The sequence below is a fragment of the Dermabacter sp. HMSC08H10 genome (assembly GCF_001807585.1).
Taxonomy (GTDB): domain Bacteria; phylum Actinomycetota; class Actinomycetes; order Actinomycetales; family Dermabacteraceae; genus Dermabacter; species Dermabacter hominis.
On record NZ_KV789424.1, the window covers coordinates 341,183 to 364,860 of the forward strand.

At 62.0% G+C, this 23,678-nt stretch carries 19 protein-coding genes; 10 read left to right on the forward strand and 9 right to left on the reverse strand.

Going from position 1 to position 23,678, the window contains the following annotated elements:
- Positions 1-32: 32 nt before the first annotated feature.
- The gene (locus tag HMPREF3176_RS04340; RefSeq protein WP_034373330.1) at positions 33-743 is read right to left on the reverse strand and encodes a potassium channel family protein; all 711 of its coding nucleotides are present in this window, start codon (positions 741-743) and stop codon (positions 33-35) included.
- Positions 740-1,408 carry a potassium channel family protein gene (locus tag HMPREF3176_RS04345; protein WP_016664660.1) on the reverse strand — a complete coding sequence of 223 codons (669 nt, stop codon included), beginning with the start codon at positions 1,406-1,408 and terminating at the stop codon, positions 740-742. Before HMPREF3176_RS04345 ends, HMPREF3176_RS04340 begins: the two co-directional genes overlap by 4 nt.
- 144 nt (positions 1,409-1,552) lie before the next feature.
- Here HMPREF3176_RS04345 and HMPREF3176_RS04350 point away from each other — a divergent pair, with 144 nt between their 5' ends.
- Genes HMPREF3176_RS04350 through acnA form a run of 3 tightly spaced genes read left to right on the forward strand, consistent with a single transcriptional unit; the run spans position 1,553 to position 7,584 of the window.
- Positions 1,553-3,517: an APC family permease gene (locus tag HMPREF3176_RS04350; RefSeq protein WP_070458537.1), complete on the forward strand. Its 1,965-nt coding sequence runs from the start codon at positions 1,553-1,555 to the stop codon at positions 3,515-3,517.
- Positions 3,518-3,558: 41 nt separating this feature from the next.
- Positions 3,559-4,884, forward strand: a complete 1,326-nt coding sequence (locus tag HMPREF3176_RS04355) for a class I SAM-dependent RNA methyltransferase (protein WP_070458540.1) — start codon at positions 3,559-3,561, stop codon at positions 4,882-4,884.
- A gap of 39 nt (positions 4,885-4,923) precedes the next feature.
- Positions 4,924-7,584: an aconitate hydratase AcnA gene (acnA, locus tag HMPREF3176_RS04360; protein ID WP_070458543.1), complete on the forward strand. Its 2,661-nt coding sequence runs from the start codon at positions 4,924-4,926 to the stop codon at positions 7,582-7,584.
- A gap of 502 nt (positions 7,585-8,086) precedes the next feature.
- Here the strand turns inward: acnA and HMPREF3176_RS04365 are convergent.
- The 5 genes from HMPREF3176_RS04365 to HMPREF3176_RS04385 form a co-directional block, all read right to left on the reverse strand.
- Positions 8,087-10,327 (reverse strand): CAP domain-containing protein, encoded by a 2,241-nt coding sequence (locus HMPREF3176_RS04365; protein ID WP_016664656.1) that lies wholly within the window; start codon positions 10,325-10,327, stop codon positions 8,087-8,089.
- A 265-nt stretch (positions 10,328-10,592) separates the two neighbouring features.
- Positions 10,593-11,381, reverse strand: coding sequence for a type I methionyl aminopeptidase (gene map / locus HMPREF3176_RS04370; RefSeq protein ID WP_016664655.1), 789 nt, complete (start codon positions 11,379-11,381; stop codon positions 10,593-10,595).
- Positions 11,378-12,346 carry a COX15/CtaA family protein gene (locus HMPREF3176_RS04375; protein WP_016664654.1) on the reverse strand — a complete coding sequence of 323 codons (969 nt, stop codon included), beginning with the start codon at positions 12,344-12,346 and terminating at the stop codon, positions 11,378-11,380. The genes map and HMPREF3176_RS04375 overlap by 4 nt, the downstream gene beginning before the upstream one ends.
- A gap of 37 nt (positions 12,347-12,383) precedes the next feature.
- A complete protein-coding gene (locus HMPREF3176_RS04380) occupies positions 12,384-13,175 on the reverse strand; it encodes an ABC transporter permease (RefSeq protein WP_016664653.1) in 792 nt (263 codons plus the stop codon).
- A complete protein-coding gene (locus HMPREF3176_RS04385) occupies positions 13,172-14,068 on the reverse strand; it encodes an ABC transporter ATP-binding protein (protein WP_070458545.1) in 897 nt (298 codons plus the stop codon). The genes HMPREF3176_RS04380 and HMPREF3176_RS04385 overlap by 4 nt, the downstream gene beginning before the upstream one ends.
- A gap of 185 nt (positions 14,069-14,253) precedes the next feature.
- Here HMPREF3176_RS04385 and HMPREF3176_RS04390 point away from each other — a divergent pair, with 185 nt between their 5' ends.
- The 6 genes from HMPREF3176_RS04390 to HMPREF3176_RS04415 are packed head-to-tail and all read left to right on the forward strand — an operon-like array spanning position 14,254 to position 19,134.
- Entirely contained in the window at positions 14,254-15,060 is an 807-nt protein-coding gene (locus HMPREF3176_RS04390; RefSeq protein ID WP_016664651.1) for a helix-turn-helix transcriptional regulator, read from the forward strand.
- The gene (gene sufB / locus HMPREF3176_RS04395) at positions 15,057-16,484 is read left to right on the forward strand and encodes a Fe-S cluster assembly protein SufB (RefSeq protein ID WP_034373305.1); all 1,428 of its coding nucleotides are present in this window, start codon (positions 15,057-15,059) and stop codon (positions 16,482-16,484) included. Before HMPREF3176_RS04390 ends, sufB begins: the two co-directional genes overlap by 4 nt.
- Positions 16,484-17,677 carry a Fe-S cluster assembly protein SufD gene (sufD, locus tag HMPREF3176_RS04400; protein ID WP_034373302.1) on the forward strand — a complete coding sequence of 398 codons (1,194 nt, stop codon included), beginning with the start codon at positions 16,484-16,486 and terminating at the stop codon, positions 17,675-17,677. The genes sufB and sufD overlap by 1 nt, the downstream gene beginning before the upstream one ends.
- Complete coding sequence (locus HMPREF3176_RS04405; RefSeq protein WP_034373298.1) at positions 17,678-18,013, forward strand: non-heme iron oxygenase ferredoxin subunit; 336 nt, start codon at positions 17,678-17,680, stop codon at positions 18,011-18,013.
- A gap of 15 nt (positions 18,014-18,028) precedes the next feature.
- Positions 18,029-18,781 (forward strand): Fe-S cluster assembly ATPase SufC, encoded by a 753-nt coding sequence (gene sufC / locus HMPREF3176_RS04410; RefSeq protein ID WP_016664647.1) that lies wholly within the window; start codon positions 18,029-18,031, stop codon positions 18,779-18,781.
- Positions 18,782-18,813: 32 nt separating this feature from the next.
- Complete coding sequence (locus HMPREF3176_RS04415) at positions 18,814-19,134, forward strand: metal-sulfur cluster assembly factor (RefSeq protein WP_016664646.1); 321 nt, start codon at positions 18,814-18,816, stop codon at positions 19,132-19,134.
- Positions 19,135-19,213: 79 nt separating this feature from the next.
- On the opposite strand, the gene HMPREF3176_RS04420 is transcribed toward HMPREF3176_RS04415, so the two are convergent.
- Together HMPREF3176_RS04420 and ald are read right to left on the reverse strand one after the other, a co-directional pair.
- Positions 19,214-20,479 carry a dicarboxylate/amino acid:cation symporter gene (locus tag HMPREF3176_RS04420; protein WP_016664645.1) on the reverse strand — a complete coding sequence of 422 codons (1,266 nt, stop codon included), beginning with the start codon at positions 20,477-20,479 and terminating at the stop codon, positions 19,214-19,216.
- A gap of 138 nt (positions 20,480-20,617) precedes the next feature.
- Positions 20,618-21,739, reverse strand: a complete 1,122-nt coding sequence (gene ald / locus HMPREF3176_RS04425; protein WP_034374907.1) for an alanine dehydrogenase — start codon at positions 21,737-21,739, stop codon at positions 20,618-20,620.
- Between the two features lie 243 nt (positions 21,740-21,982).
- Here ald and abc-f point away from each other — a divergent pair, with 243 nt between their 5' ends.
- Positions 21,983-23,587: a ribosomal protection-like ABC-F family protein gene (gene abc-f / locus HMPREF3176_RS04430; RefSeq protein ID WP_016664643.1), complete on the forward strand. Its 1,605-nt coding sequence runs from the start codon at positions 21,983-21,985 to the stop codon at positions 23,585-23,587.
- Positions 23,588-23,678 lie beyond the last annotated feature (91 nt).

The following is a 23,678-nucleotide window of genomic DNA, read 5'->3' on the forward strand; positions in this document are numbered from 1 at the left end:
AGCGCCGGGCTCGTGGCTCATCCGCGCGGCGTCTAGTCGTCGTCCTCATCCGCGTCGCGAACGACTGGAAGCGCTGCGGTGGTTTCTTCAAGATCGCGGGGGACGACCGTGTGCTGGAGCGTGGTCAGGCACGAGCGGTGTGCGAGAAAGAGGAGTTCATCGCGCGGCTCAAGGGCTTCGGACTGCGCCGGGGGGCGCGGATGCCCCTCGCGTACGACGCCCACGAGCGTCGCGCTTGATGGCCACGTGACGTCGCCGATGTCCTTGCCGACGATCGGGGAGGTTTCCGGAACCGTAATTTCGACCATGTCCGTCTCGGACTTTGCGAACGAAAACATGGTGACAACGGTGCCGACGCTCACGGCTTCCTCAACGAGGGACGTCATGATGCGCGGGGTCGAGACCGCAACGTCAACGCCCCAGGCGTCGTCGAACATCCACTCGTTGCGAGGGTGGTTGACGCGACCGACGGTGCGGGGAACCCCGAACTCTGTCTTGGCGAGAAGCGAGACGACGAGGTTGACCTTGTCATCGCCCGTCGCTGCAACGACGACGTCCGCCTCGGCGAGCTGCGCACGCTCGAGGACATCGAGCTCAGCGGCATCGCCCTGTACCCACGAGACGTCCTCGAGGCCGGGCCGTGCCTCTTCAAGGTCGACCAGGGTAACGGTGCGGCCTTTATCGATGAGCTCGCGCGCGATACTCCGACCGACGCTTCCTGCGCCTACGATGACGATTTTCATTCGGCTTCCTCCTCGAATCGGTGGGTGAGAAGCGCGGTGACTTCACCCTCGCGGGTCGTTTCGAGTGCGAGGTGAACGATGTCCTCTTCCTGGATGCGGTAGTCGCGAGCGGGCAGGGTTCCCTCGCCGTATCGGGTGACGAACGCGACGCGCGAAGCGGTCAGCTCCTCGAGGTCTGCAAGGGTCGTGCCTACCCAACTTGAGTGGAAATCGCACGCAAGAATCGACACGTTCCCGGAGATGTCTTGAAATTCGCGAGCTGACTGCCCGGGGATGAGTCGCGTGAGCATCTGGTTCGTCGTCCAGCGGGCCGTGGGCACCGTCGCGATGCCAAGGCGTTCGTAGACCTCGGCGCGTTTGGGGTCGTAGATGCGAGCGACAACGTTGCGGATCCCGTACAGCTGTCTCGCTGCACGTGCCGCGATAATGTTCGAGTTGTCCCCGCCCGCAACGGCGGCGAACGCGACTGCTTCGTCGCATCGCGCGCGTTCGAGGGAGCGGCGATCGAAACCAATTCCGTGGACTTTGAGGCCCGTGAAATCATCGGGGAGCATACGGAAGGCCTTGTCGTTGCGGTCAATGATCGCGACCGAATGCCCAATTGCCTGGAGCTTCGTGGCGAGCGTGGCGCCGACGCGGCCGCAGCCCATGATGACGATATGCATTGAGTGATCCTCGCGCAGATGCGGATGTCTAGAGCGTGACGGGTAGTGCCCGTGCATCGTCCAGCCTAGCGCGCACATCGGCGAAGGGATGTGTGCAAGGGGTGCGGATGTGCGTCTGACGTGGGCGCGGAGTAGATTATTCGTGTGCTTGGCCCCTTTGCTTCTGTCAAACGCATCGTCATCGGGCGTCCGTTCAGTTCCGATCGCCTTGCGCGCCAGCGCCTTCCCAAACGCTTTGCAATCCCCTCCTTCGCCGCCGATACCGTCAGCGCACTCGCGTACGCACCAGACGAAATCATCCTCACGCTCGGCTTGTCAGGCGTCGGCCTTCTCGCACTAAGCCCGTGGGTAGCTCTCGCCGTTGTTGCCGTTATGGCCATCGTGGTGACGGCCCACCTCAATGTGATCGAGGAGTTTCCGGGCGGTGGCAGCGACTTTGTTGTTGCTCGCACAACCCTTGGACCCCACGCGGGGCGTCTCGCTGGCGCCGCACTCGTGACCGACTATGTGCTCACGGTCGCTGTCGCCACCTCGCAGGCCGGCGCGTACATCGGCGGTGCCATGAGCGCCCTCGCCCCTTTCCAAACCGGCATTGCGATCGCGATCGTTGCGCTCCTCGCTCTCGTGAACCTCCGAGGAGCGCGGGAGTCAGCGCGTTTCGTAAGTCTGCCCGTGTACGGCTTCATCGGCCTCATAGCTGTGACGCTCATGTGGGGCGGAATTGAAGCGGTGCGTGGAACTCTCGGCATGTCGCCGCAGGCCGGGAGCATCCCAGAACCGGGGGAGGGTGCGCCGGCTGCCCTCACCGCAATCGGGGGAATCCTGGTTCTCGCACGAGCCTTCTCCAGCGGTCTGCCCGTCGTGTCAGGGATCAAAGCCATCACCAACACCGTGCCCGTCTTTCAACCACCGAAGGCTCGCAACGCGCGGATCACTCTCGTCATCTCCGGTGCGCTCACGGCGACACTTTTCGTCGGGGTGATGGTCCTTGCCAGTGCCACCGGGGTATCCCTTTCTCCTCGCCAAGCGGGCGGGGCTCGCGTGAGTGAAGCGATCCCGGTCCTCGGGCAGATCGCCGAAGCGATCTTCGGGCCAGGGTCGATCATGGCCATTGCAATGCTCGCGATGGCAACTCTCGTGCTCTGCATCGCTGCGAACACTGCGTTCACGGGTCTCCCCGTTCTGACGGCTGCTCTCGCGCGCACCGGGTATGTCCCTCGCGTCTTTGCCGCACGGGGCGACAGGCTCGTATACTCCAACGGTATTTTGCTTCTCGCAGCACTCGCGGGCGTTGTCGTTCTCGCGACCGGAGCCAACATCACGCTGCTGATTCACATGTACGTCGTGGGTGTGTTTACCACCTTCACGATCGGCCAGTTCGGCATGTTCCGTCACTACACGAAGAAATACCGCCTCGCGGTACGGCTCAAGGAACGCCAGCGCTACGGCCGTAAACGCGTCGTGAGCATCGTTGCTGCCGTGTGCCTGACTGTGGTGCTGCTTACCGTCGCGACCGCAAACTTCCTCCTCGGAGCCTGGGTCACGCTCAGTGCCGTCGCCCTCATGTGGGGCGTGATGACGATCGTGAGTCGTTACTACGCACGGATCTCCTCGCGCCTCGCTCTCGAAAAAAACGACGACTGCGGCCGCTGGCCTATCGCCGCACCCGCACCCCTCGATGGCAAGGACCCCACGCGCGGAATCGTGCTCCTCACGCAGCTCAACAGGCCAGCGGTTCATGCCATTAAGAAGGCGATGAGCTCGCCGCACCTGAGTCTCCAAGCTGTCGCGGTGAGAACCAACGACTCGGCGATCGACAAGCTCAGCTCTGAATGGCTCCGGCGCGAAATTCCCATCCCGCTTCGCGTCATTAACTCGCCATATCGTGATCTGCTCGCGCCTCTCGACGATTACGTGCGATCTTTTACACGCACCTATCCGCGCGACGCTGTCGTTGTCTACATTCCGGAATATCTCGTGGGACACTGGTGGGAGTCGATCATGCACAATCACGTGCTCAGGCGAGTGACGACGCGGCTCGATAAGTACGAGCGTGTGTCTATTTGCCCGGTCCCCTGGGATCTCAACGATCCCGAGCACAGCGCATAGATCGTGACCATCCCGACCACTGTCGTCAAGGAGTGCACCCCATGACCCATCCTGCGTCTGAGCGTCCCGAAGAAGTCCAGGAGCTCGCAGGGGAGGGGCGGCTCATCACGGTGACGGTCGACAAGCCCGCGCATGGAGGAACGTTCGTCGCCCGGCACGACGGCCGCGTTGTTTTCGTTCGCGGCGCTTGCCCCGGAGAAACGGTCGTCGCTGAGCTCCTTCCCGAGTCGAGCTCGAATGCGCGCTTTTGGCGTGCCGAAACAATCGACGTGATCGAGGCCGGCCCTGACCGAGTACCGAGCGCATGGCCTGAATCCGGTTACGAAGGGATCGGTGGGGCCGACTACGCCCACATCCGTATCGAAGCCCAGCGGCGCATCAAAACCGAAGTTCTTCAGGAACTTATGACTCGCGCGCGAATCACCAGCTACCCGATCGAAGACATTCAGATCGAACCCGCGCGTGACGACCACACGGGCCTCGGCTGGCGCTCCCGCGTTCGGTTTGCCGTCGACAACGGCAAGGTGGGCATGCGCGGATGGCGCTCCCATGACATTCACGCAGTCGGCTCCAACCCGCTTGCCCACCCCGTCATCCAGGGCCTCGGCATCGGGGTATGGAAGGCCCCGAGCGGGGTCGTAGCAGTCGATGTCGCAGCCCCGAGCGGAAGCAGCCCCGCGATCATTGTGCGCGCCGAAAAAGAGTTGAGTCTCGAGGAGCTTAACCTCCCCGCAGGCTGCGACAAGGCGAGTGTTCTGCTCACCACCCGCGCGGCCACGACCACGCTTCGAGGCGACGACACCGTTCGCGAAATAGTCGGCGACGACACTTTCACGCTCTACGCCGGTGGTTTCTGGCAGGTGCATGTCGATGCGCCTCGCCTCCTCACAGCCGCCGTCGGACAGGCCCTCGACGCCCGCGAAGGCGAGTGCGTCTGGGATCTATACGCCGGGGCGGGCCTCTTCTCCGTCCCTGCCGCCCGCGCGGTTGGAGCTGAAGGCGAACTCGTGAGCGTCGAAGGCGCGGAGCGAGCGAGCGCTGACGCCGCTTCCAACCTTGCCGCATACCCCCAGGCCAGGACCGTGAGTGCTGACGTTCGCGACTTCCTCGCTCGCTCCACCGAGGGTGCCGACCGCGTCGTCATGGATCCGCCGCGCGCAGGCGTCGGCGAAGCCGCGATGGCACGCCTCGCCGAGCTCACGCGAACGCGCATGGTGTACGTGTCGTGCGAACCCTCGACCCTCGCCCGTGACCTGCGCGTTGCCGAGCACGAAGGGTGGGCCATCACTGACTTCCAGGTCTTCGACCTCTACCCCCACACCCACCACATGGAATGCGTCGTGAAGCTCGAACGAGCCGCGCGATAATTCTGATAACGATCGACCCCACTATCGATTGGAGACCCCATGAGCACGGTGAATTCATTCGGTGCCAAGACATCCCTGACCGTCAATGCGCGCGAATACGAGATTTATGCCCTCGATGCCGTCGAAGGTTACCGTCGGCTTCCCTACAGTTTGAAAGTGCTGCTCGAAAACCTCCTGCGCACCGAGGACGGCGAAAACATCACTGCGGCGCACGTCCAGGCCCTCGCCGGCTGGGACCCGAACGCTGAGCCGAGCGAAGAAATCCAATTCACGCCGGCGCGCGTCATCATGCAAGACTTCACCGGCGTGCCGTGCATCGTCGACCTGGCAACAATGCGCGAAGCCATGAGTGAGCTCGGCGGAGACCCCTCGAAAATCAATCCGCTCGCCCCTGCGGAAATGGTGATCGACCACTCCGTCATGATCGACGTCGCCGGCCGCGTCGATGCACTCGAGCTCAATATGAACCTCGAGTTTGAACGCAACCGCGAACGCTACCAGTTCCTTCGTTGGGGCCAGGGCGCCTTCGATGACTTCAAGGTTGTCCCGCCGGGCACGGGCATCGTCCACCAGGTCAACATCGAGTACCTCGCCCGGACCGTTATGACCCGCGAAGTCGACGGCGCCTTGCGCGCCTATCCCGATTCGTGCGTGGGCACTGATTCCCACACGACCATGGTCAACGGCCTCGGCGTGCTCGGCTGGGGTGTTGGTGGCATCGAAGCAGAAGCAGCGATGCTCGGCCAACCCGTCTCGATGCTTATCCCGCGAGTCGTCGGCTTCAAGCTCACGGGAGAGATTCCGCCCGCGGCCACCGCTACCGACGTGGTTCTCACCATCACCGAAATGCTGCGTGCGCACGGTGTCGTCGGCAAGTTCGTGGAGTTCTACGGCGAAGGTGTCGCGCAGGTTCCCCTCGCCAACCGCGCCACGATCGGGAACATGAGCCCCGAGTTCGGCTCGACCGCCGCTATTTTCCCGATCGACGACGTGACACTGGACTACCTTCGCCTCACGGGTCGCGACGACGAACACGTCGCCCTCGTCGAGGCCTACGCAAAACGTCAGGGGCTTTGGCATGACCCGAAGCGGGAAGCGGAGTACTCCGAGTACCTCGAGCTTGACCTTGCGACCGTCGTCCCCTCGATCGCCGGACCAAAGCGCCCGCAGGACCGCATCGTGCTCACCGACGCCAAAGAAAGCTTCGCGAAATCCCTGCCGGCCTATGCCGAGAACACCTCGAACCCCACAGCGGTCAAGGGAGCTGATTACACGATCGACCACGGCATCGTCTCGATCGCCTCGATCACGTCGTGCACTAACACCTCGAACCCATCGGTTATGATGGCCGCAGGGTTGCTGGCGAAGAACGCGACTGAGCGCGGCCTCGAAGTAAAGCCCTGGGTGAAGACCTCCATGGCGCCAGGCTCGAAGGTCGTCACCGACTACTACGAGAAGGCCGGCCTATGGCCGTTCCTCGAGAAACTCGGTTTCCACCTCGTCGGGTACGGCTGTACAACCTGCATCGGCAACTCCGGCCCCCTCGCCCCTGAGATCTCCGAAGCCATTGCCGAGGGTGATCTTGCCGTGACCGCTGTGCTGTCGGGCAACCGCAACTTCGAGGGGCGTATCAACCCGGACGTCAAGATGAACTACCTGGCCTCGCCGCCCCTTGTCATCGCCTACGCCCTCGCGGGCACCATGGACTTCGACTTCGACACCGACCCGCTCGGGCGCGATGCCGACGGCAACGAGGTCTTTTTGCGAGACATCTGGCCAAACCCCACCGAGGTCGAGCGGACGATCGCCGAGAACATCACGCAGGAGATGTTCGAAAACGACTACTCCGATGTCTTCGCCGGCGATGAACGCTGGCGCGGCCTCGACACTCCCGACGGTGACACGTTCGAGTGGAGCGAAGACTCGACCTACGTGCGCAAACCTCCGTACTTCGAGGGGATGAGTATGGAGCTTGATGCCATTCGTGACATCGAAGGTGCGCGCGTACTCGTGAAGGTTGGCGACTCGACGACGACCGACCATATCTCGCCTGCCGGCGCCATCAAGGCCGACTCGCCCGCCGGGCGGTACCTGCGTGAGCACGGCGTGGACCGCAAGGATTTCAACTCCTACGGCTCGCGCCGCGGCAACCACGAGGTCATGATCCGTGGCACCTTCGCGAACATCCGTCTCAAAAACCTTCTTCTCGACGGCGTCGAAGGTGGATACACGAGGAACTTCCTCACCGGTGAGCAGAGCTTCATTTACGATGCCGCGCAGGACTACGCCGAAGCGGGAATCCCGCTCGTCGTCCTCGCCGGCAAGGAGTACGGCACCGGCTCGTCTCGCGACTGGGCAGCCAAAGGCACGAAGCTGCTGGGCGTGCGCGCGGTCATCGCCGAGAGCTACGAGCGCATTCACCGCTCAAACCTGATTGGCATGGGCGTGCTGCCGCTGCAGTACCCCGCTGGCGAGTCGGCTGAAAGCCTCGACCTCACGGGCGAAGAAACCTTCTCCATTTCTGGCGCGAGCGCTCTCAACGAAGGCATCACCCCGAAAACCGTCTCCGTACGCGCAACACGCGAAGGTGCAGAGCCCATCGAGTTCGAGGCGATCGTGCGCATCGATACCCCGGGCGAGGCCGACTACTTCCGTGCCGGAGGTATCCTCCAGTACGTGCTTCGCTCGCTCGCCCAATAAGAGCACACGCTCCGCTTGTCCACAGTCCGCGCGACACTTGTTGCGCGGACTGTAGCGTTCTGGTTGGCTATGTGACATGGGCCTCGCTCGGGGGAGTGGGGCGGTAGTGGACCGGATCGGGGGAGTGCATGTTGAGCGGGCGAGCGCGGGCTTGTGGTGTTTTCGGCGTTGTCGCGTTGGTGGCGGCGGGGTTGGTCGGCTGTGGTGGGGGTGAGTCTGCTGGCGGTCCGACGCTTGCCGCGACTCCATCGGCCTCTTCGACCAGTAGCGATGCTGCCGGCTCGAACGGCGGCGGTGCTAGTGACGGCGGTGGGGAAGAGTCCTCTCGCACAGCGAATCTTCCTCCGGAGAATGCGGCGCTCAAGGCTCCTGATTTCGAGGATTACACTGATGTCTCCACAATCGTGAGGACGGCGGAGGGGTAAAACGGGTATCGAAAGGGGCCGCTTCGTGATGAAGCGGCCCCTTCGAAGGATCCCGTGCGGGAAGCGCAATCGTTAGATCATTCCGCAGGGATCTCGTGGTAGGAGGTGAAATCCTTCTCGGTAGGCTTGTCGGCCTCAACGCCGGCCTCTGCCTTCGCTGCCTCATCGGCCTTAGCCTGAGCGTCCTTGAGTTCGTTCTCAGCCTTCAACGCGGCTTGGCTGTCAGCGCCGGCTTTCGACTCTGCTTTACCCACAGACTCGGTCTGCCTATCGACCTTAGCCTGCTGCGCAGCACGTGCCTTCTCAGCTTCGGGAGCGGCAGCTTCCGCATCAGCGAGTTCATGATCGGCGGTCGTCGAAGCCTCGGTGCTCTCGGTATTGCGCTGCTCAGCGTCCTGCTTAGCGGCTTCGGCGTCCGCGACTTCCTTCGCGCTCTTATCGGCTTCGGCCTGCGCCTCGTCGACCTCGGTCCGAGCGTCAGCGATCTTGGAGTCGAGATCCTTGAGCTCCTCGATCTTTGGAGCGTCACTCAGTGAAGAGATGCGCTCATCCACCCCGCGCTGCACACCCTTGGTGTAGTCGAGGCCTTCCTTGCCGCCTTCCCACTTCTCATATTCGGTGGTATTGCGATCGTCGACCTCGTAGGTGAGCTTCGAGCCGCCGGTGGCAGCGATTGCGCCGTCGGGCACGTACTCGCCTTCGAGATTTTCAGGCATCGCCTTCGACTTCGGCTCACGGGTGTCGGAGTTCGCGAGGCGCGCGTCTTCCTTGATGTAGAACATGTTGGTGCCGTACACCTGGCCGTCATCGCTCTTCGCAAGGCCGAGACCAGCGTGAGAGAATCGTTCGTCCAGCATGTTCGCGTTGTGGGCATCGGAATCGTGCCACTTCTTGAACAGATCGTCGGCGCACTCATCGACGCTGGACGCATCCAGGTCACACGTCGCCTGAATGACGTTTTCGCCGCTGTAGCCAGTTTTGTCCTTGTTGGAGTGCTTGAGCTCCTTGCTCGTCGCCATGCTTGTGGACCACTTGGCAGCCTCATCGTTGAACACGGGCGCGTAAACGAGCTCGTTCAAACCGTTCTTCACACGGTACGCATTGATGCGTTCGGCGACAGCATCCGAGAGGGCGCGAAGCTGATTTTGCTCATCGAGCGCCGAGTACAGAACTGAGCTGCCCTGTTCGAGCTGCTCCCGCTCGCCCGAAAGCGCCGCAAGCTGCTTCGTGGCGTCGCCAAGCTTCCGATCAGCATCCTGCTTAGCCTTCTGAGCCGCGGCGAGCTTTGCGTCAGCAGCCTCGACGTCGGCGGCAGCCTTCTCAGCCTCAACCTTGAGCTTAGCGGCGAGATCGCGCTTTGCTGCAAGATCGCCGTCACCCGGCATTGCCGCGATCAGCTCATCGAGTTTCGCCTTCTCGCGTTCGTAGGCAGCCCTCGATTCTTCGGCCTTTGCACGCGAGGATTCTGCCTCACGGCGCGCCCTATCGAGCTCGGTGTTAGCGCGAGCGGACGCGTTGCGAGCTGACTGGAGATTGTTGTTCCAATCCTTGAGCGCGGCGTTGTAGCCTTCTTCGTCAAAGGCTGCGATAGTGACGGTCTTCTTTGGCTTATTCGGCTTGCTCGGGTTACTCGGGCGCTCCGGCTGAGAGGTGCCGTCAGACTTACCTGGCTTCCTACCAGGCTTACCCGAATCGCCGCGGTGATCGCCTGGCTTATTCGGCTCGGGAGCCGCGACGATCGTCCCGTTCTTCTCGCCGCCAGTGTTGTCTTGAGCCGGCTTCGGTGCCGCCGGTTTCGAGGCGGGATTGTCCTCGACCGGAGTGGAGTTCTGGTCGGGGGTTTTCGCGGGCGGAATGGGCGTATCCGATTCGCTGCGAGCGAGTGCGGTCTCCGGGGTGATCTCAAAACCGGACTTGTTGTCGTTGCCGCGGCCATCCGTGGGGGCTTTGCCGGCGTTCAGTTCGGAGTTGTTGTCTACGCCGCTGTTGCCCGATTCACCGATGCGGCTGGCATCCTGACCGAAAGAACGGTTTTTCTTCCTCGCCCACCGCTGGGCGAGAGATTCGTTTGAGTGGTCCTCGTCGTCTTCTCCTGACTGCGTCGATTCGGTTGCCGCAGCGCCAGAGCCCGCTTGGTTGTCGCTTGTGCCATTCGGTGACGTCGACGCGCTCGAAGAGGAGTCGGCAGACGTCGACATACTCGGGGAAGGCCGCGAGGCGGCGTGGTTGGCCGCGCTTCCGCCCGAACATGCGGCTAATAGCGACAAAGAAAGACCAAGGCCGATCACCGGCCCAAGCTTCTTACGGGTGAAGGTCATAGGGATTCTCTTTTCTGTTCGTCACGGTTACCGCCACTGCACTCAACCTGTGCATCGGTTGCCAGGGAACGCAGGAGTGGAGACGGTGGATCTGCGTCCGCTCATCGGCTTGGGCCGCTAGGGATACTACTATCCGCGTATATTTTTACGTAGGCGAAGAGCGACGAGGGCGTTACAAAATCGTAACAATACGGTGAACTCTTCTTCCGCGTCGCGCCAGAGCCCCTGCGGACGGTCTACTCGGCGCAGATTCTAGGGGACTCGATTAGGCTGGGTCGTCGGAGCGCGCCGTGACGATGATCGGCTCACCCTTTGTCACGATGAGGGTGTGTTCGGCGTGGGCCCCTGTTGAGCCGTCGCCCGATTCGACGGTCCAGCCATCACGCTCGGTGATGGTCATGACGTCGGTCGTCGGCGTCAAAAACGGTTCGACCGTGATTGCCATTCCCTCGCGGAGTTTCTGGCCTGAGCCCGGGGCACCGAAATTCGGCACGAACGGCGCTTCGTGCATGGTACGGCCAACGCCGTGGCCGCCAAACTCGTGATTAATCGTGTAACCCAGCTCCGCGGCCCGGGTCTCAACCGCGTGGCCGATATCGCCGACTGTATTGCCCGCCCGGGCAGCACCAATACCTGCCCACATGACGCTTTCTGTATCGCGAATAAGTTTCAGGTGATCCTCTCGCTGCTCGCCCACGACAATCGAGAGTGAAGAGTCAGCAACCCAGCCCTCGAGCTCGATCGCGAAGTCCATGGAAAGCAGGTCCCCGCTCTCCAAGGTGCGATCGTAGGGGCGGCCGTGAAGCACCGCGTTGTTCACGCTCAGACAAATGACTTTCCCGAACGGCGAAGCGCCGAAACTCGGGTGATAGTCGAGGTAGCACGATGTGGCGCCAGCTTCGCGAATCATGCGGTGGACTTCGGCATCAATCTCGAGAAGGTTGTCGCCTACGGACACGGTTCGACGAAGCGAGGAGAGCACGCCCGCAACGAACTCGCCGGCGGGGCGAATCTGTTCGGGGGTGGGGTAGCGGTGAGTGCGAAAGCCCCTCATGACTGGGCATCCTTCGAGTAGTCGTCCGGGGCTGTGCCTTCACCGAGGGGGTACCACGTGAACAGGCTGGCGCCGAGCCAAGCGATACTCGCCGAAAGGAGCGCGGCTCCGAGCATGTGGAGTCCCACGAGAGCTTCGGGGAGTCCGGTGAAGTACTGGATATAACCAATCACGGCCTGGAGGAGCGTGACGATCGTGAGCGCGACAAGGGCCCTCTTTGATCGGGCGTGAGCTTTTGTCACCATCAGGACGATTGCCACGCCAAGCAGGAGACCGCAGAACAGCCACACGAAGTCGGCGTGGAGCCACGCAATTTTCGCGGGGTTAAAAGGGAAACGCTGTGGAGTATTGGCGTCACCGGAGTGGGGGCCCGAACCGGTCGTGAGGGTGCCGAGAATCAGCACGATAAATCCGACGGCAGCGAGCGGCCAATACACGAACTGTGCTCCGCGGTTCACGGCAAGCCTCGCGGAACCATTGCCTTCATAAAGCCGGTACACCAGTACCGCGGAGGACGCCACGAGGATTGGCGAGACGATGAAGTGCACCGACACGAAGAACGGGTGCAAGTGCAAATACACGACAAGCATGCCCCACACTGCCTGGAACACGGTAAGGATGAGCGGGACCCAGGAAAGGCGCACAAACCCCTTGCCTTTGGTCCGCAGATGCTTGTAAGTCGCCACGAGCACGAGGATTGCGAACACGAGCAGAACGAGCGTGAGGGCACGGTTGCCAAATTCGATGAAGGGGCGCAGCCCGGATTCAGGGTGATAACGAGGAGTGAACTCACCCGGCTCGCAGTGCGGCCACGACGAACACCCGAGCCCGGACTTCGTGAGACGCACGATGCCCCCGGTCGCGATAATGCCGATTTGGCACGCGAGATTGATCCAAAAAATGGCCGTGATCCAGCGTTTGCGTTCCCGTGGAAGGGAGCTGGGGGCGTTCGTGTGTGCTGTCATGCGCTCAGTGTAAGAAAGGCGGGGCAGGATCGGTGAATCAGGCGCTCGTCCAGCGGAAGAATCTCACCGTCAAACTCCCAAAGACCGCGGCCCACAGGGCGAGGAGCCCGAGCGCGGCGAGGGAGGGTGCGTGCCCCGATAGCGTCTCGGTGAGTGCGCTCGATGCAGCAGCCGACGGCAGCACTGAGACGAGAGTGTCGAATGGCGCGGGAAATCCGTTCGCGGGGATCGCCACCCCACCGACGGCGATGAGGAGAATAAAAATGATGTTTGACAGCGCGAGTACGGCCTCAGTGCGAAGCGTGCCGGCGATCAAAAGACCGAGCCCCCCGAAGGCACACGTGGCAAGAATCCACACGGGAATCGACAACAGGATTTCACCAGCGGTGGGCCGCCAGCCAAGTGCGAACGACAGGGCGCCGAGCGCAACGATCTGCAGGATGTGCACGATTGCCATCGCACCCAATTTGCCAAGCATGTAACCGCCGCGACCGAGAGGTGTCGTGGCGATCCAACGCAGCACCCCATTTCGACGGTCGAAGCCGGTGGCGATTGCCTGTGAGGTGAGGGAAGTGGCAATGATGGCGGTCACCGCTGTCGCGGCAACGGCGTCGGTCATTGACGGCGACTTGCCGCCAAAAAGAGCGGGCGAAACGGGGACGAACCGCAAGCCAAGAAGAACCATTGCAGGCAGCATGAGCGAAACCATGAGCTGCTCTCCGTTGGTGAGAATCGCCCGTGCTTCAAGTTGTGCGTGCGCGGCGATGCGCCGAGGGGTGCGGGCGGCGCGGCGCGAATCGGACATTACCGAGTGCGGGTCCGTGCTCACTTCGTCTCCTTTGCTCGCGTGTTCGACAGCGACACGAGAATGTCCTCGAGGGAATCGGGGCCGTGTTCGATGGCGAGAGTGACCCCTTGGATTTCGGCGGCGTTACGTACTGCCTGTTCAAACGCCACGAGGCGCTCCTCCGAAGGGGCACTCGCAGCAATATCGATCGAGAGCGGGGATTGGCTCCCGAGCGTGCGTTCGACGTCGGCGAGGGTGCCGTCGGCCTTCACGGAGCCTTCGGCGATGACGATGACGCGATCCGCGAGCGAGGCGATGTCGTCGAGCGCGTGAGAGGTGAGGATGACGGCGGCGCCTCGCTCCGCTTCGGCTCGGATAAGCTCTCGCGTGCGTCGCTTGACCGCGACATCCATGCCGGCGGTCGGTTCGTCGAGAAAAAGAACGTCGGGCACGCCGAGCAGTGAAAGAGCGAGGCTCAAACGCTGCCGTTGACCACCGGAGAGTCGGCGCACGAGGGTCGATGAGAAGGAATCGATACCGAGTTCGCGGGAAAGGGCGCGCCAATCCCGGGGCCGCGCGTAGAGAGATGAGGCGTAGGCGAGTAGCTGCGCTGGGGTGGCTCCTGAGGTGAGGCCGCCGTCCTGAAGCATGACGCCGACCCTCGCGCGCGTCTCGGCGTCGTGAGTGAGAGGGTCGGCGCCTAGGAGCTGTACTTCGCCTCCGTCGGGGGAGAGGAGCCCGGTCGCGCACGCGATCGTCGTGGATTTGCCGGCGCCGTTTGGGCCTAGCAGCGCGGTGATCTCCCCGAATTTCGCCGAGAGACTCACGTTTTCGCACGCCGTGACGGAACCGAATTGTTTACGCAGGTGAGTGATTTCGAGTGCCGGCGGTGGTGTGGCCGCGCGCCCGGCTGCGGTCGAAGTGTGAGTGCCCATGGCACATCATGGTAATGTGCGCGCAGCCGCGGCGAGGGGCGGGAGGGGTCCGACGGTCGACTGGTTTTCGCGATGTGTGTGACATACGCCGCGCTCCGCCGGGACTTAGGTAACCCTCTCTATCTTTTCGAAACTCACGGTTTGTAGAATCGCATCGTCCACCGGTTTGGCGAAAGGAGGATGTCGTGAATGCTCGCACCGAAGCGTCCGTCAATGATTCGACGCGCGAACGCCTCATCGAGGCTATTAGTATCGACGGTCCCATCGCCGCAGGCGACCTTGCCGAACGTTTTCACCTCACCGGCGCTGCTATCCGTCGGCACCTATCCCAATTGCACGCCGAGGGCATCATTGAGGAAAAGGAATCGTCCCACAGGCCCCGAGGGCGCGGGCGCCCTCGCAAGGAGTTCGTGCTCGCCGCGACCGCCCCGGAGCCTGATGCAGCCTCGAGAGAGTGCGAAAGCCTCGCTCTACTGGCGATGAAAGAACTCGAACGCGCTGGCGGGCACGAGGCCCTCGTCGCACTCGCGAAGGCGCGCACCGCCGAATGGGAAGCGGAGTTCGAGCGGCGCTATGCGCGTGAAAGCGATGAAGGTGAGGTGACGCCGGCGCGCCGCGTGCGCCTCGTGATCGACCTTCTCAAAGAACTCGGCTATGCCGCATCGCTCAGGCCGGTCACGGTGAGCGTCGGCTCTCTCGGGCGAGACGGTGCCCCGTCGCGGACCCTCACGACGGTGCAGATGTGCCAGGGACGCTGCCCGGTCCAAGACATCGCCGCGAAGCACCCGGAGCTGTGCGAGGTTGAAACGGCTGCGCTTTCGAGAATGCTCGGCGTTCCCGTTCAGCGCCTCGCGACTCGAGCGGCGGGTGCGCACGTGTGCACCACCCACTTAACCCCGGCCATGAGCGCGGCAATTGCCGAGTCCATGGCCGAAGGGGAACTTGCCTCGGACGTCACCACAGATTTGCTCACAGAAGGAAGGAAGCCATGACGACTGCACCAGAGCAGCTCAGTCAGGACGAGATCATCGCGTCGATCGGCAGCTACGAATATGGCTGGCACGATTCGGATACCGCCGGCGCCACTGCTCAGCGAGGGCTGAGTGAAGAAGTCGTGCGCAACATCTCGCACCTGAAGAACGAGCCCGAATGGATGCTCAAGCGCCGACTGCGCGCACTCTCGCTCTTTGAAAAGAAGCCGCTTCCCACGTGGGGCGCGGATCTTAGCGAGATCGATTTCGACAACATCAAGTATTTTGTGCGCTCGACAGAGGGGCAGGCGAAGAGCTGGGAAGACCTGCCTGAAGACATCAAGGCGACCTATGATCGCCTTGGTATTCCCGAGGCAGAAAAGGAGCGCCTCGTCGCCGGCGTCGCCGCTCAGTATGAGTCCGAGGTCGTGTACCACCAGATCCGCGAGGATCTCGAAAAACAGGGCGTCATCTTCGTCGACACCGACACGGGCCTTCGCGAGTACCCCGAGATCTTCGAGGAGTACTTCGGCACCGTGATTCCTGCCGGCGACAACAAGTTCGCGGCGCTCAACACCGCGGTGTGGTCGGGCGGCTCATTCGTGTACGTTCCGAAGGGCGTCCACGTGGAAATCCCGCTCCAGGCCTATTTCCGCATCAATACCGAGAACATGGGGCAGTTCGAGCGCACGCTCATCATTGCCGACGAGGGCTCGTACGTGCACTACGTCGAAGGCTGCACGGCGCCGATCTACAAGTCGGACTCGCTCCACTCCGCGGTCGTTGAGATCGTCGTGAAAAAGGATGCGCGCGTTCGCTACACGACCATTCAGAACTGGTCGAACAACGTGTACAACCTCGTCACGAAGCGCACGACCGTCGAAGAGGGCGGAACGATGGAATGGGTCGATGGCAACATCGGTTCAAAGGTCACCATGAAGTACCCCGCGGTTTGGCTCCAGGGTGAGCACGCGCGCGGTGAGACTCTCTCGATCGCCTTCGCAGGCGAGGGGCAGCACCAAGACACCGGCTCGAAGATGGTCCACATGGCGCCCCACACCTCGAGTTCGATCGTGTCGAAGTCGGTTTCTCGCGGTGGCGGCCGCTCCTCGTATCGCGGCCTCGTCCAGGTCAATGAGGGTGCGCACCACTCCGCCTCTAACGTCCTTTGCGATGCGCTCCTTGTCGACCAGGTCTCTCGAACCGATACCTATCCATACGTCGACGTTCGCGTGGATGACGTACAGATGGGACACGAGGCAACGGTGTCCAAGGTCAGCGAAGAACAGCTGTTCTACCTCATGAGTCGCGGCCTCGAAGAAACCGAGGCAATGGCGATGATCGTGCGCGGATTTATCGAGCCGATCGCGCGTGAGCTCCCCATGGAGTACGCGCTCGAGCTCAACCGCCTCATTGAACTGCAGATGGAAGGAGCCGTGGGTTAATGACCACGACGGATCATTCGAAGGCACAGCTCGAATCGGAAGGTATTGCCCTTCCGGGTGAGCGCAGCGGCCTCCTCTCTCGCGCGACCCGCCACGCCGCCTTTGGGATCGACAACCACGAGATCCCGACCGGCCGCGAAGAAGAGTGGCGCTTTGCGAGCTTGCGGCAGCTCGCCCCGCTTTTTGAGGCACGCGAGACCCACGTCGAGGAAAGCGTCGTGAGCTACGAGGTCGAGTCCCCCGAAGGGCTCGTCGTCGATTCGCTCGGGGAGAAGGAAGCCCCGCGCCACACGGCGATCCTCCCCGAGGACCGCATCGCCGCGGCAGCCGCGGAGCTGACCGCGAACGCACTGTACCTCAAGGCCCCTGCGAACACCGAGGCTAGCGAACCGGCGCGCGTGGAAGTTTCTGGACACGACGCATCCATCGCCAGCCACGGCGAGATCGTGCTGCACACCGAAGCTAATGCGCGCGCGACCTACGTCATCAACCACACGGGCTCCGCGCTGTACGCGCAGAACGTCGAGATGGTCCTCGACGAGGGCTCCGAGATGACCGTGATCGCGATCCATGACTGGGCCGACGATGCCGTGCACGTCGCCACTCACGTCGCGAAGATCGGGAAGGACGCTCGCCTCAAGCACATCGTCGTGACGCTCGGCGGCAAGGCGGTGCGCGTGAATTCAACCGCGACGTTCGCCGGCCCCGGTGGCGAAGTTGAGCAGGACGGCCTGTACTTTTCCGACGAAGGCCAGCACCTCGAGCACCGACTGTTCGTGGATCACGCCGCGCCGAAGTGCACATCGAACGTCCTGTACAAGGGCGCCCTCCAGGGGCGCGGTGCGCGCAGTGTGTGGGTGGGAGACGTGCTCATCCGCAAGGAAGCCGAAGGCACCGAGACGTACGAAATGAACCGCAACCTCGTTCTTACCGAGGGGGCCCGTGCCGATTCAGTTCCGAACCTCGAGATCGAGACCGGCGAAATTGAAGGGGCGGGGCACGCCGCTGCGACCGGGCGTTTCGATGACGAGCAGCTGTTCTACCTCATGGCGCGCGGCATCTCCGAGATCGAGGCGCGCCGTCTCGTCGTTCGCGGCTTCTTCCAGGAGCTCATCCAGAGAATCGAGGTTCCAGAGGTACGTGACTACCTCACGGAGCAGATCGAGATCGAGCTGCAGCGGAGCATGAACTAAATGTCCACGACACACGCGGTAGCACACCTTGATGACCTCGCGCCTGGATCCGTGATGGGCATCGAGGTGGGCGGTATCGAGATTGCCCTTGCGCGCGACACGGATGGAACCGTGCACGCACTCGGCGACCTTTGTACCCACCGCAACGTCAATCTCTCTGATGGCGACGTCGAGGACGGCGCCTTGGAATGCTGGAAGCACGGTAGTCAGTTTGATTTACGTACCGGCGTGCCTAGGCAGCTTCCCGCGCATGTCGCAACACCCGTATACCCCGTCACGATTGACCAGGCGAGCGGCACGATCAGCGTTTCGCTCGACCCCATCGAACTTTCCTGACTTGAAAGGAACACCATGTCCGTTCTTGAAATCAAGGACCTCCACGCAACCGTGGAAACTCCCGAAGGCACCAAGGAGATCCTCAAGGGCGTGAACCTCACGCTCCGCTCCGGTGAAACTCACGCGATCATGGGCCCGAATGGCTCGGGCAAGTCCACGCTCGCGTACTCGCTCGCCGGTCACCCCAAGTACGAAATCACCTCGGGTGAAGTCCTCCTCGATGGCGAAGACGTTCTCGAGATGAGCGTCGATGAGCGCGCAAAGGCCGGGCTCTTCCTCGCGATGCAGTACCCGGTCGAGGTTCCCGGCGTGACCGTCTCGAACTTCCTGCGCACCGCTAAGACGGCGGTCGAGGGCGAGGCCCCGAAGCTGCGCGAGTGGGTCAAAGATGTGAACGCCGCGATGGAAAAGCTCCGTATGGACCCGCATTTTGCGCAGCGTAACGTGAACGAAGGGTTCTCGGGAGGCGAGAAGAAGCGTCACGAGATTCTCCAGATGGAGCTGCTGCGCCCGAAGATCGCGATCCTCGACGAGACCGATTCCGGACTTGACGTCGATGCTCTTCGCGTCGTTTCGGAGGGCGTGAATCGTGTGAAGGACGAGACTGATCTCGGCGTCATGCTCATCACGCACTACACGCGCATCCTCAAGTACATCAAGCCGGATTTCGTGCACGTCTTTGTGAATGGTCGCGTGGCGGAAGAAGGCGGCCCTGAGCTCGCCGAGCGCCTCGAGGCCGAGGGCTACGACCGTTACCTCACGGCGTAGGCCTCACGACCACCGGAAGGACGGCTTAAGCAATGTCCGAATCGAAAGACGTCAGCGTACAGGACGTCACCGAAGCACTGAAGGACGTCATCGATCCCGAGCTCGGGATTAACGTCGTTGACCTCGGCCTCGTCTATGGCGTGACCGTCGAGAACGGCAATGCCGTTGTCGACATGACCCTGACGAGTGCCGCGTGTCCGCTTCAAGACGTGCTCGAGGAGCAGACTTTTGCTGCGCTCGACCCGATTACGGAGACGCACCGGATTAACTGGGTGTGGATGCCGCCGTGGGGCATGGAACGCATTACTGAGGACGGCAAAGATCAGCTTCGCGCGATCGGCTTCAACCTCTAACCTGCGCGGCTTATGAAAGGGCGGGGCCCGGCTCACTTCACGGTGAACCGGGCCCCGCCCTTGTGAGGCGTGATGAAGCCTACGCGGTACGTGGTGCGGCCGCGAGGGCCTCGTCTTCGGCGCGTTCGCGATCGCCCTTATCCATCCAGTCTTTGCCGTCAATCATGCGGGCCACGAGCATAGAGGAGGAGTTGTCGCCGACCGCATTGATCGTGGTTGCGGGAGCGTCGATGATTGTCCCGATGATCGAAATGACCGGCAGCGCAGTGGTGGGAAAACCGTAGAGAGTAATAATCATGAGTTCTCCGACGAAGCCGCCCGAAGGGATGCCGCTCATCACCATGCCGCTGAGGAGCGCGATGCCGACGGCGATGAGAAGGTTCTCGATCGTGAAGAGATCGCGTTGGAACAGGGTGAAGAGGAACGAGATCTTGAGGATCGCGGAAAGGACTGATCCTTCCATATGGATCGTCGCGCCGATCGGGATGATCGTTTCTCGAATGTCCCGCGGCACACCTGTGCGCTGCGCGGCCTTGAGGTTCGCCGGGAGACACGCCACGGAGGAACCGGTGCCAAGCGCGATCGCGGTGGGCTCGAGGATGTTGCTCCAAAAGCGTTTGATGCCCTTGGTGCCGCCCGCAATGTAGGCGTAGAGCGTGAATGCGACGCAGAAGTAGACGATGGTGACGGGGAAATAGATGACGAATGCACGTACGTACCCGCCCACGAGTTGCGGACCAAGTTCGCCGATGAGCGCGGCGAAGTAAGCGCCAAGACCGATCGGCGCGTAGTACATGATGAGCGAGACGAGCTTCAGGAATACGGCGCTAGCGGACGAGAGGAACTCGCGGAACGCGTCGCCAGCTTTTCCAATGCCACTCGTGGCGAACCCGACGAGTACCGCAAAGATGATGAGCGCGAGCATGTTGGAGGGGGAGAGGAGCTCGCCGAACTCGTTCACGGTGAGAGTTTGCACGATCTGATCACCAATCGATTCGGGCTTTTCGACGGTCCCTGGATCGGTGAGTGTGATGTTGAGCGGCTCACTTGAACGGAAGATCCACAGTACCGTGAGCATGATGATCGCGGCGACGATTCCCGTGGAAATGAACACGAGCATCATCGACCCCATGATTTTCCCAAGCCGTTTGGCCGAATCCATGGCGGCGACCGAGGACGCGATTGAGAAGAAGACGAGCGGCACGACGAGCGTGAACATCATGTTCACGAACACAACGCCGAAGGGCTTCACAACCGCGGCGTCGGGCCCGAAAACAAGTCCGGCGATTGCGCCGAGAACGACGCACGCCAGGATGATGAGAGGGAATCGGTAATTACGCAACATGGGTGCATTATTCCAGCTTTGGCCAGCTGAAAGCAGCATTGAGGGCCGTCTGCACCTGGGATATATCTCGCACACTCTCGTTTTTAGCAAGCGGCTTGGCGCCCTCTGCGGGATGACCTTTGCAGAGGGCGCACGGCGTTACCGCTCGTGTGCGAGTACATCCCGAGCGCTCCGATAAGGAAGACCATGTGCCTCAGCCACTTCTTCATGAAGGAGCTCGCCGCGGAAGGTCGAGAATCCCGAAAGCAAACCCGGGTGTCCGGCGATCCCCTCAATACCTCCGTTTGCGAGAGCACGCACGTAGGGAAGGCTGGCCCCCGCAAGGGCAACGCTTGCAGTGCGGGCAACGGCACCGGGCATGTTTGCGACGCAATAGACCGTCGCATTACCCACACGGAAGGTTGGGTCGTCGTGCGTTGTAGGACGAGAGACCTCGGTACAGCCGCCCTGGTCGATCGCGACATCGATGACGATTGATCCGGGTCGCATCGCCTCAATCGTTTCACGTTTGATGAGCTTCGGGGCCGCTCGTCCGGGTAGGAGAACAGAGCCAACGACGACATCGGCTTCGCGCGCGAGGGTATCGATGGCTTGCGCATTAGAGAATCCGGTTGAGATACGCGTGCCATGCGTGCGATCGAGATCGGCAAGCCGCGCGGAATTAATGTCGAGCACGGTCACGCTCGCGCCCATGCCAGCGGCGACGATCGCAGCCTGCTCGCCGACGACGCCGCCACCCACGACGAGAACTTTGGCACGCGCCGTGCCGGGCGCGCCTCCCATGAGAACACCGGTTCCGCCAAACGGCGACATGAGCTGATGGGCGGCGACCTGTGCGGAGAGCCGACCGGCGATGATGCTCATGGGTGCGAGGAGGGGAAGCGAACCGTCGGAACCCTTCACCATCTCGTAGGCAAGCGCGGGAGTTTTCGCAGCGAGGAGTGCCTGCGTGAGCGAGCGTGAAGCCGCGAGATGGAGGTAGGTGAAGAGAATCTGATCCTCCCGGAGGTACCCGTACTCGCTCTCGAGAGGCTCCTTGACCTTGAGGAGGAGATCGGCCTCGCCCCAGACGGATTCGGCCGTGTCGGCGATCTGTGCGCCGGCCCCCTCATAATCCGTGTTGGTGAAACCAGCGTTGACACCCGCGTCCTTCTCAACAACGACCTCATGCCCGGAACGGATCAGCTCCTCGACGCCGGCGTGGTGCATCGCCACACGATATTCGTTGTTCTTGATTTCCCTCACGATACCGATTTTCACGTTCATCTCCTTTGCGTCGTGGCGCTCCTTCGCACCGAATTCACGTTCCTTCCATGCTTACGCAGTCCACGCTCTCGCTCAAGGGGCTTACACAAAACGTTCGTGATGTGCAGGGCGCTTGTGCAATCCGCTACCCCGGGGCGGGGAGTCCGACGGCTGCAGGGCCCGAATCGGCCACGCATTACTAGACTTGTACGCGGCCCCAGGGGTCGAGCCCTTCTTCGTCAGTTTGTAAAGGACACCATGATCACGGTTCATGACCTCGAGATCCGCGTGGGTGCACGCATGCTTATGAGCGGCGTGGACTTTCAGGTCGCGAAAGGCGACCGCGTGGGGCTTGTTGGCCGCAATGGTGCCGGTAAAACGACCCTCACTCGCACGTTGGCGGGCGAGCGCGAAGCCGCGGCGGGTTCGATCGATATCCGCGGGCAGATCGGCTTCCTCCCTCAGGACACAACCGAGGGGGATCCGAAGCAAAAGGTGCTCGCGCGCATTCTTGAAGCGCGAAACCTCGCCCGCATTTTCGAAAAACTCGCGCAAAGCGAGCGGGATATGGCCGACATGAGCCTCAGCGAGACGAAGCGCGAGAAGGCGATGGATCGCTACGTGCGCTTCAACAACGAATTAGAAGCGCAGGGGGGTTACGCGGCCGAGGCGGAGGCGAAGCAACTCGCGGCAAACCTCGGGGTCGATAACCGCCTGCTCGAGGCCGAACTCGGCACGCTCTCTGGCGGTCAGCGTCGCCGCGTCGAACTTGCGCGCATCCTTTTCTCGCAGGCGGAAACTCTCGTGCTCGATGAGCCGACCAACCACCTCGATGCTGACTCAATCGTGTGGCTTCGCGAGTTTCTCATGCAGTATCCGGGCGGAATGATCATCATCTCTCACGACATCCAGCTCGTTGAGCATGTGGTCAATAAGGTGTTCTATCTCGACGCAAATCGCCAGGTCATCGACGTCTACAACATGGGTTGGAAGAATTACCTGCGTCAGCGCGAGGACGACGAGAAGCGTCGTAAACGTGAGCGTGCCAACGCTGAAAAGAAGGCCGCAACCCTTCAGGCCCAGGGCGAAAAAATGCGGGCGAAGGCGACGAAAGCGGTTGCTGCCCAGCAGATGCTCCGCCGCGCCGAAAAGCTTCTCGACTCCCTTGAGGAGGAACGTCAGGTTGAACGCGTCGCGAAGCTTCGCTTTCCGAAACCGGCCCCGAGCGGCAAGACCCCTCTCAGGGCAGAGGGGCTTTCGAAAAGCTACGGGAGCCTCGAGATTTTTACCGACGTGAATCTCGCGATCGATCGTGGCTCGCGCGTTGTCGTTCTCGGACTCAACGGTGCGGGTAAGACGACCCTTTTGCGTCTGCTCGCGGGCGTCGAAACCCCGGACACCGGAGAGATCATTGCCGGTCACGGGTTAAAACTCGGCTACTTTGCCCAGGAACATGACACGCTCGAACTTGAGCGCACGGTTCTCGACAACATGCAGCGCGCTGCGGGGGACTTGCCCGAAGTCGAGGTGCGCAAGATCCTCGGTTCATTCCTCTTCCAGGGCGACGACGTGCACAAGTCCGCAGGCGTTCTTTCGGGTGGCGAAAAGACCCGTCTCGCGCTCGCGACCCTTGTCGTCTCCAGCGCGAACGTTCTTCTCCTTGACGAGCCCACAAACAACCTCGACCCGGCGAGCCGCGAAGAAATCCTCGGTGCGCTCAGCGCCTTCGAGGGAGCGATCGTGCTCGTGAGTCACGACCCGGGTGCCGTCGCGGCGCTCGATCCCGAACGAGTGCTGATGATGCCCGATGCTGTCGAAGACCTCTGGAACGCCGAATACGAGGAGCTCATCGCGCTCGCGTGAGAAGGATCAAGGGGAAACCGGCAACCGTCGGAAATTTCCCGCGCCCGAAGGGCGCTAAAATTAAGGATTGTGTGCGTCCTCGAAGGGGCGC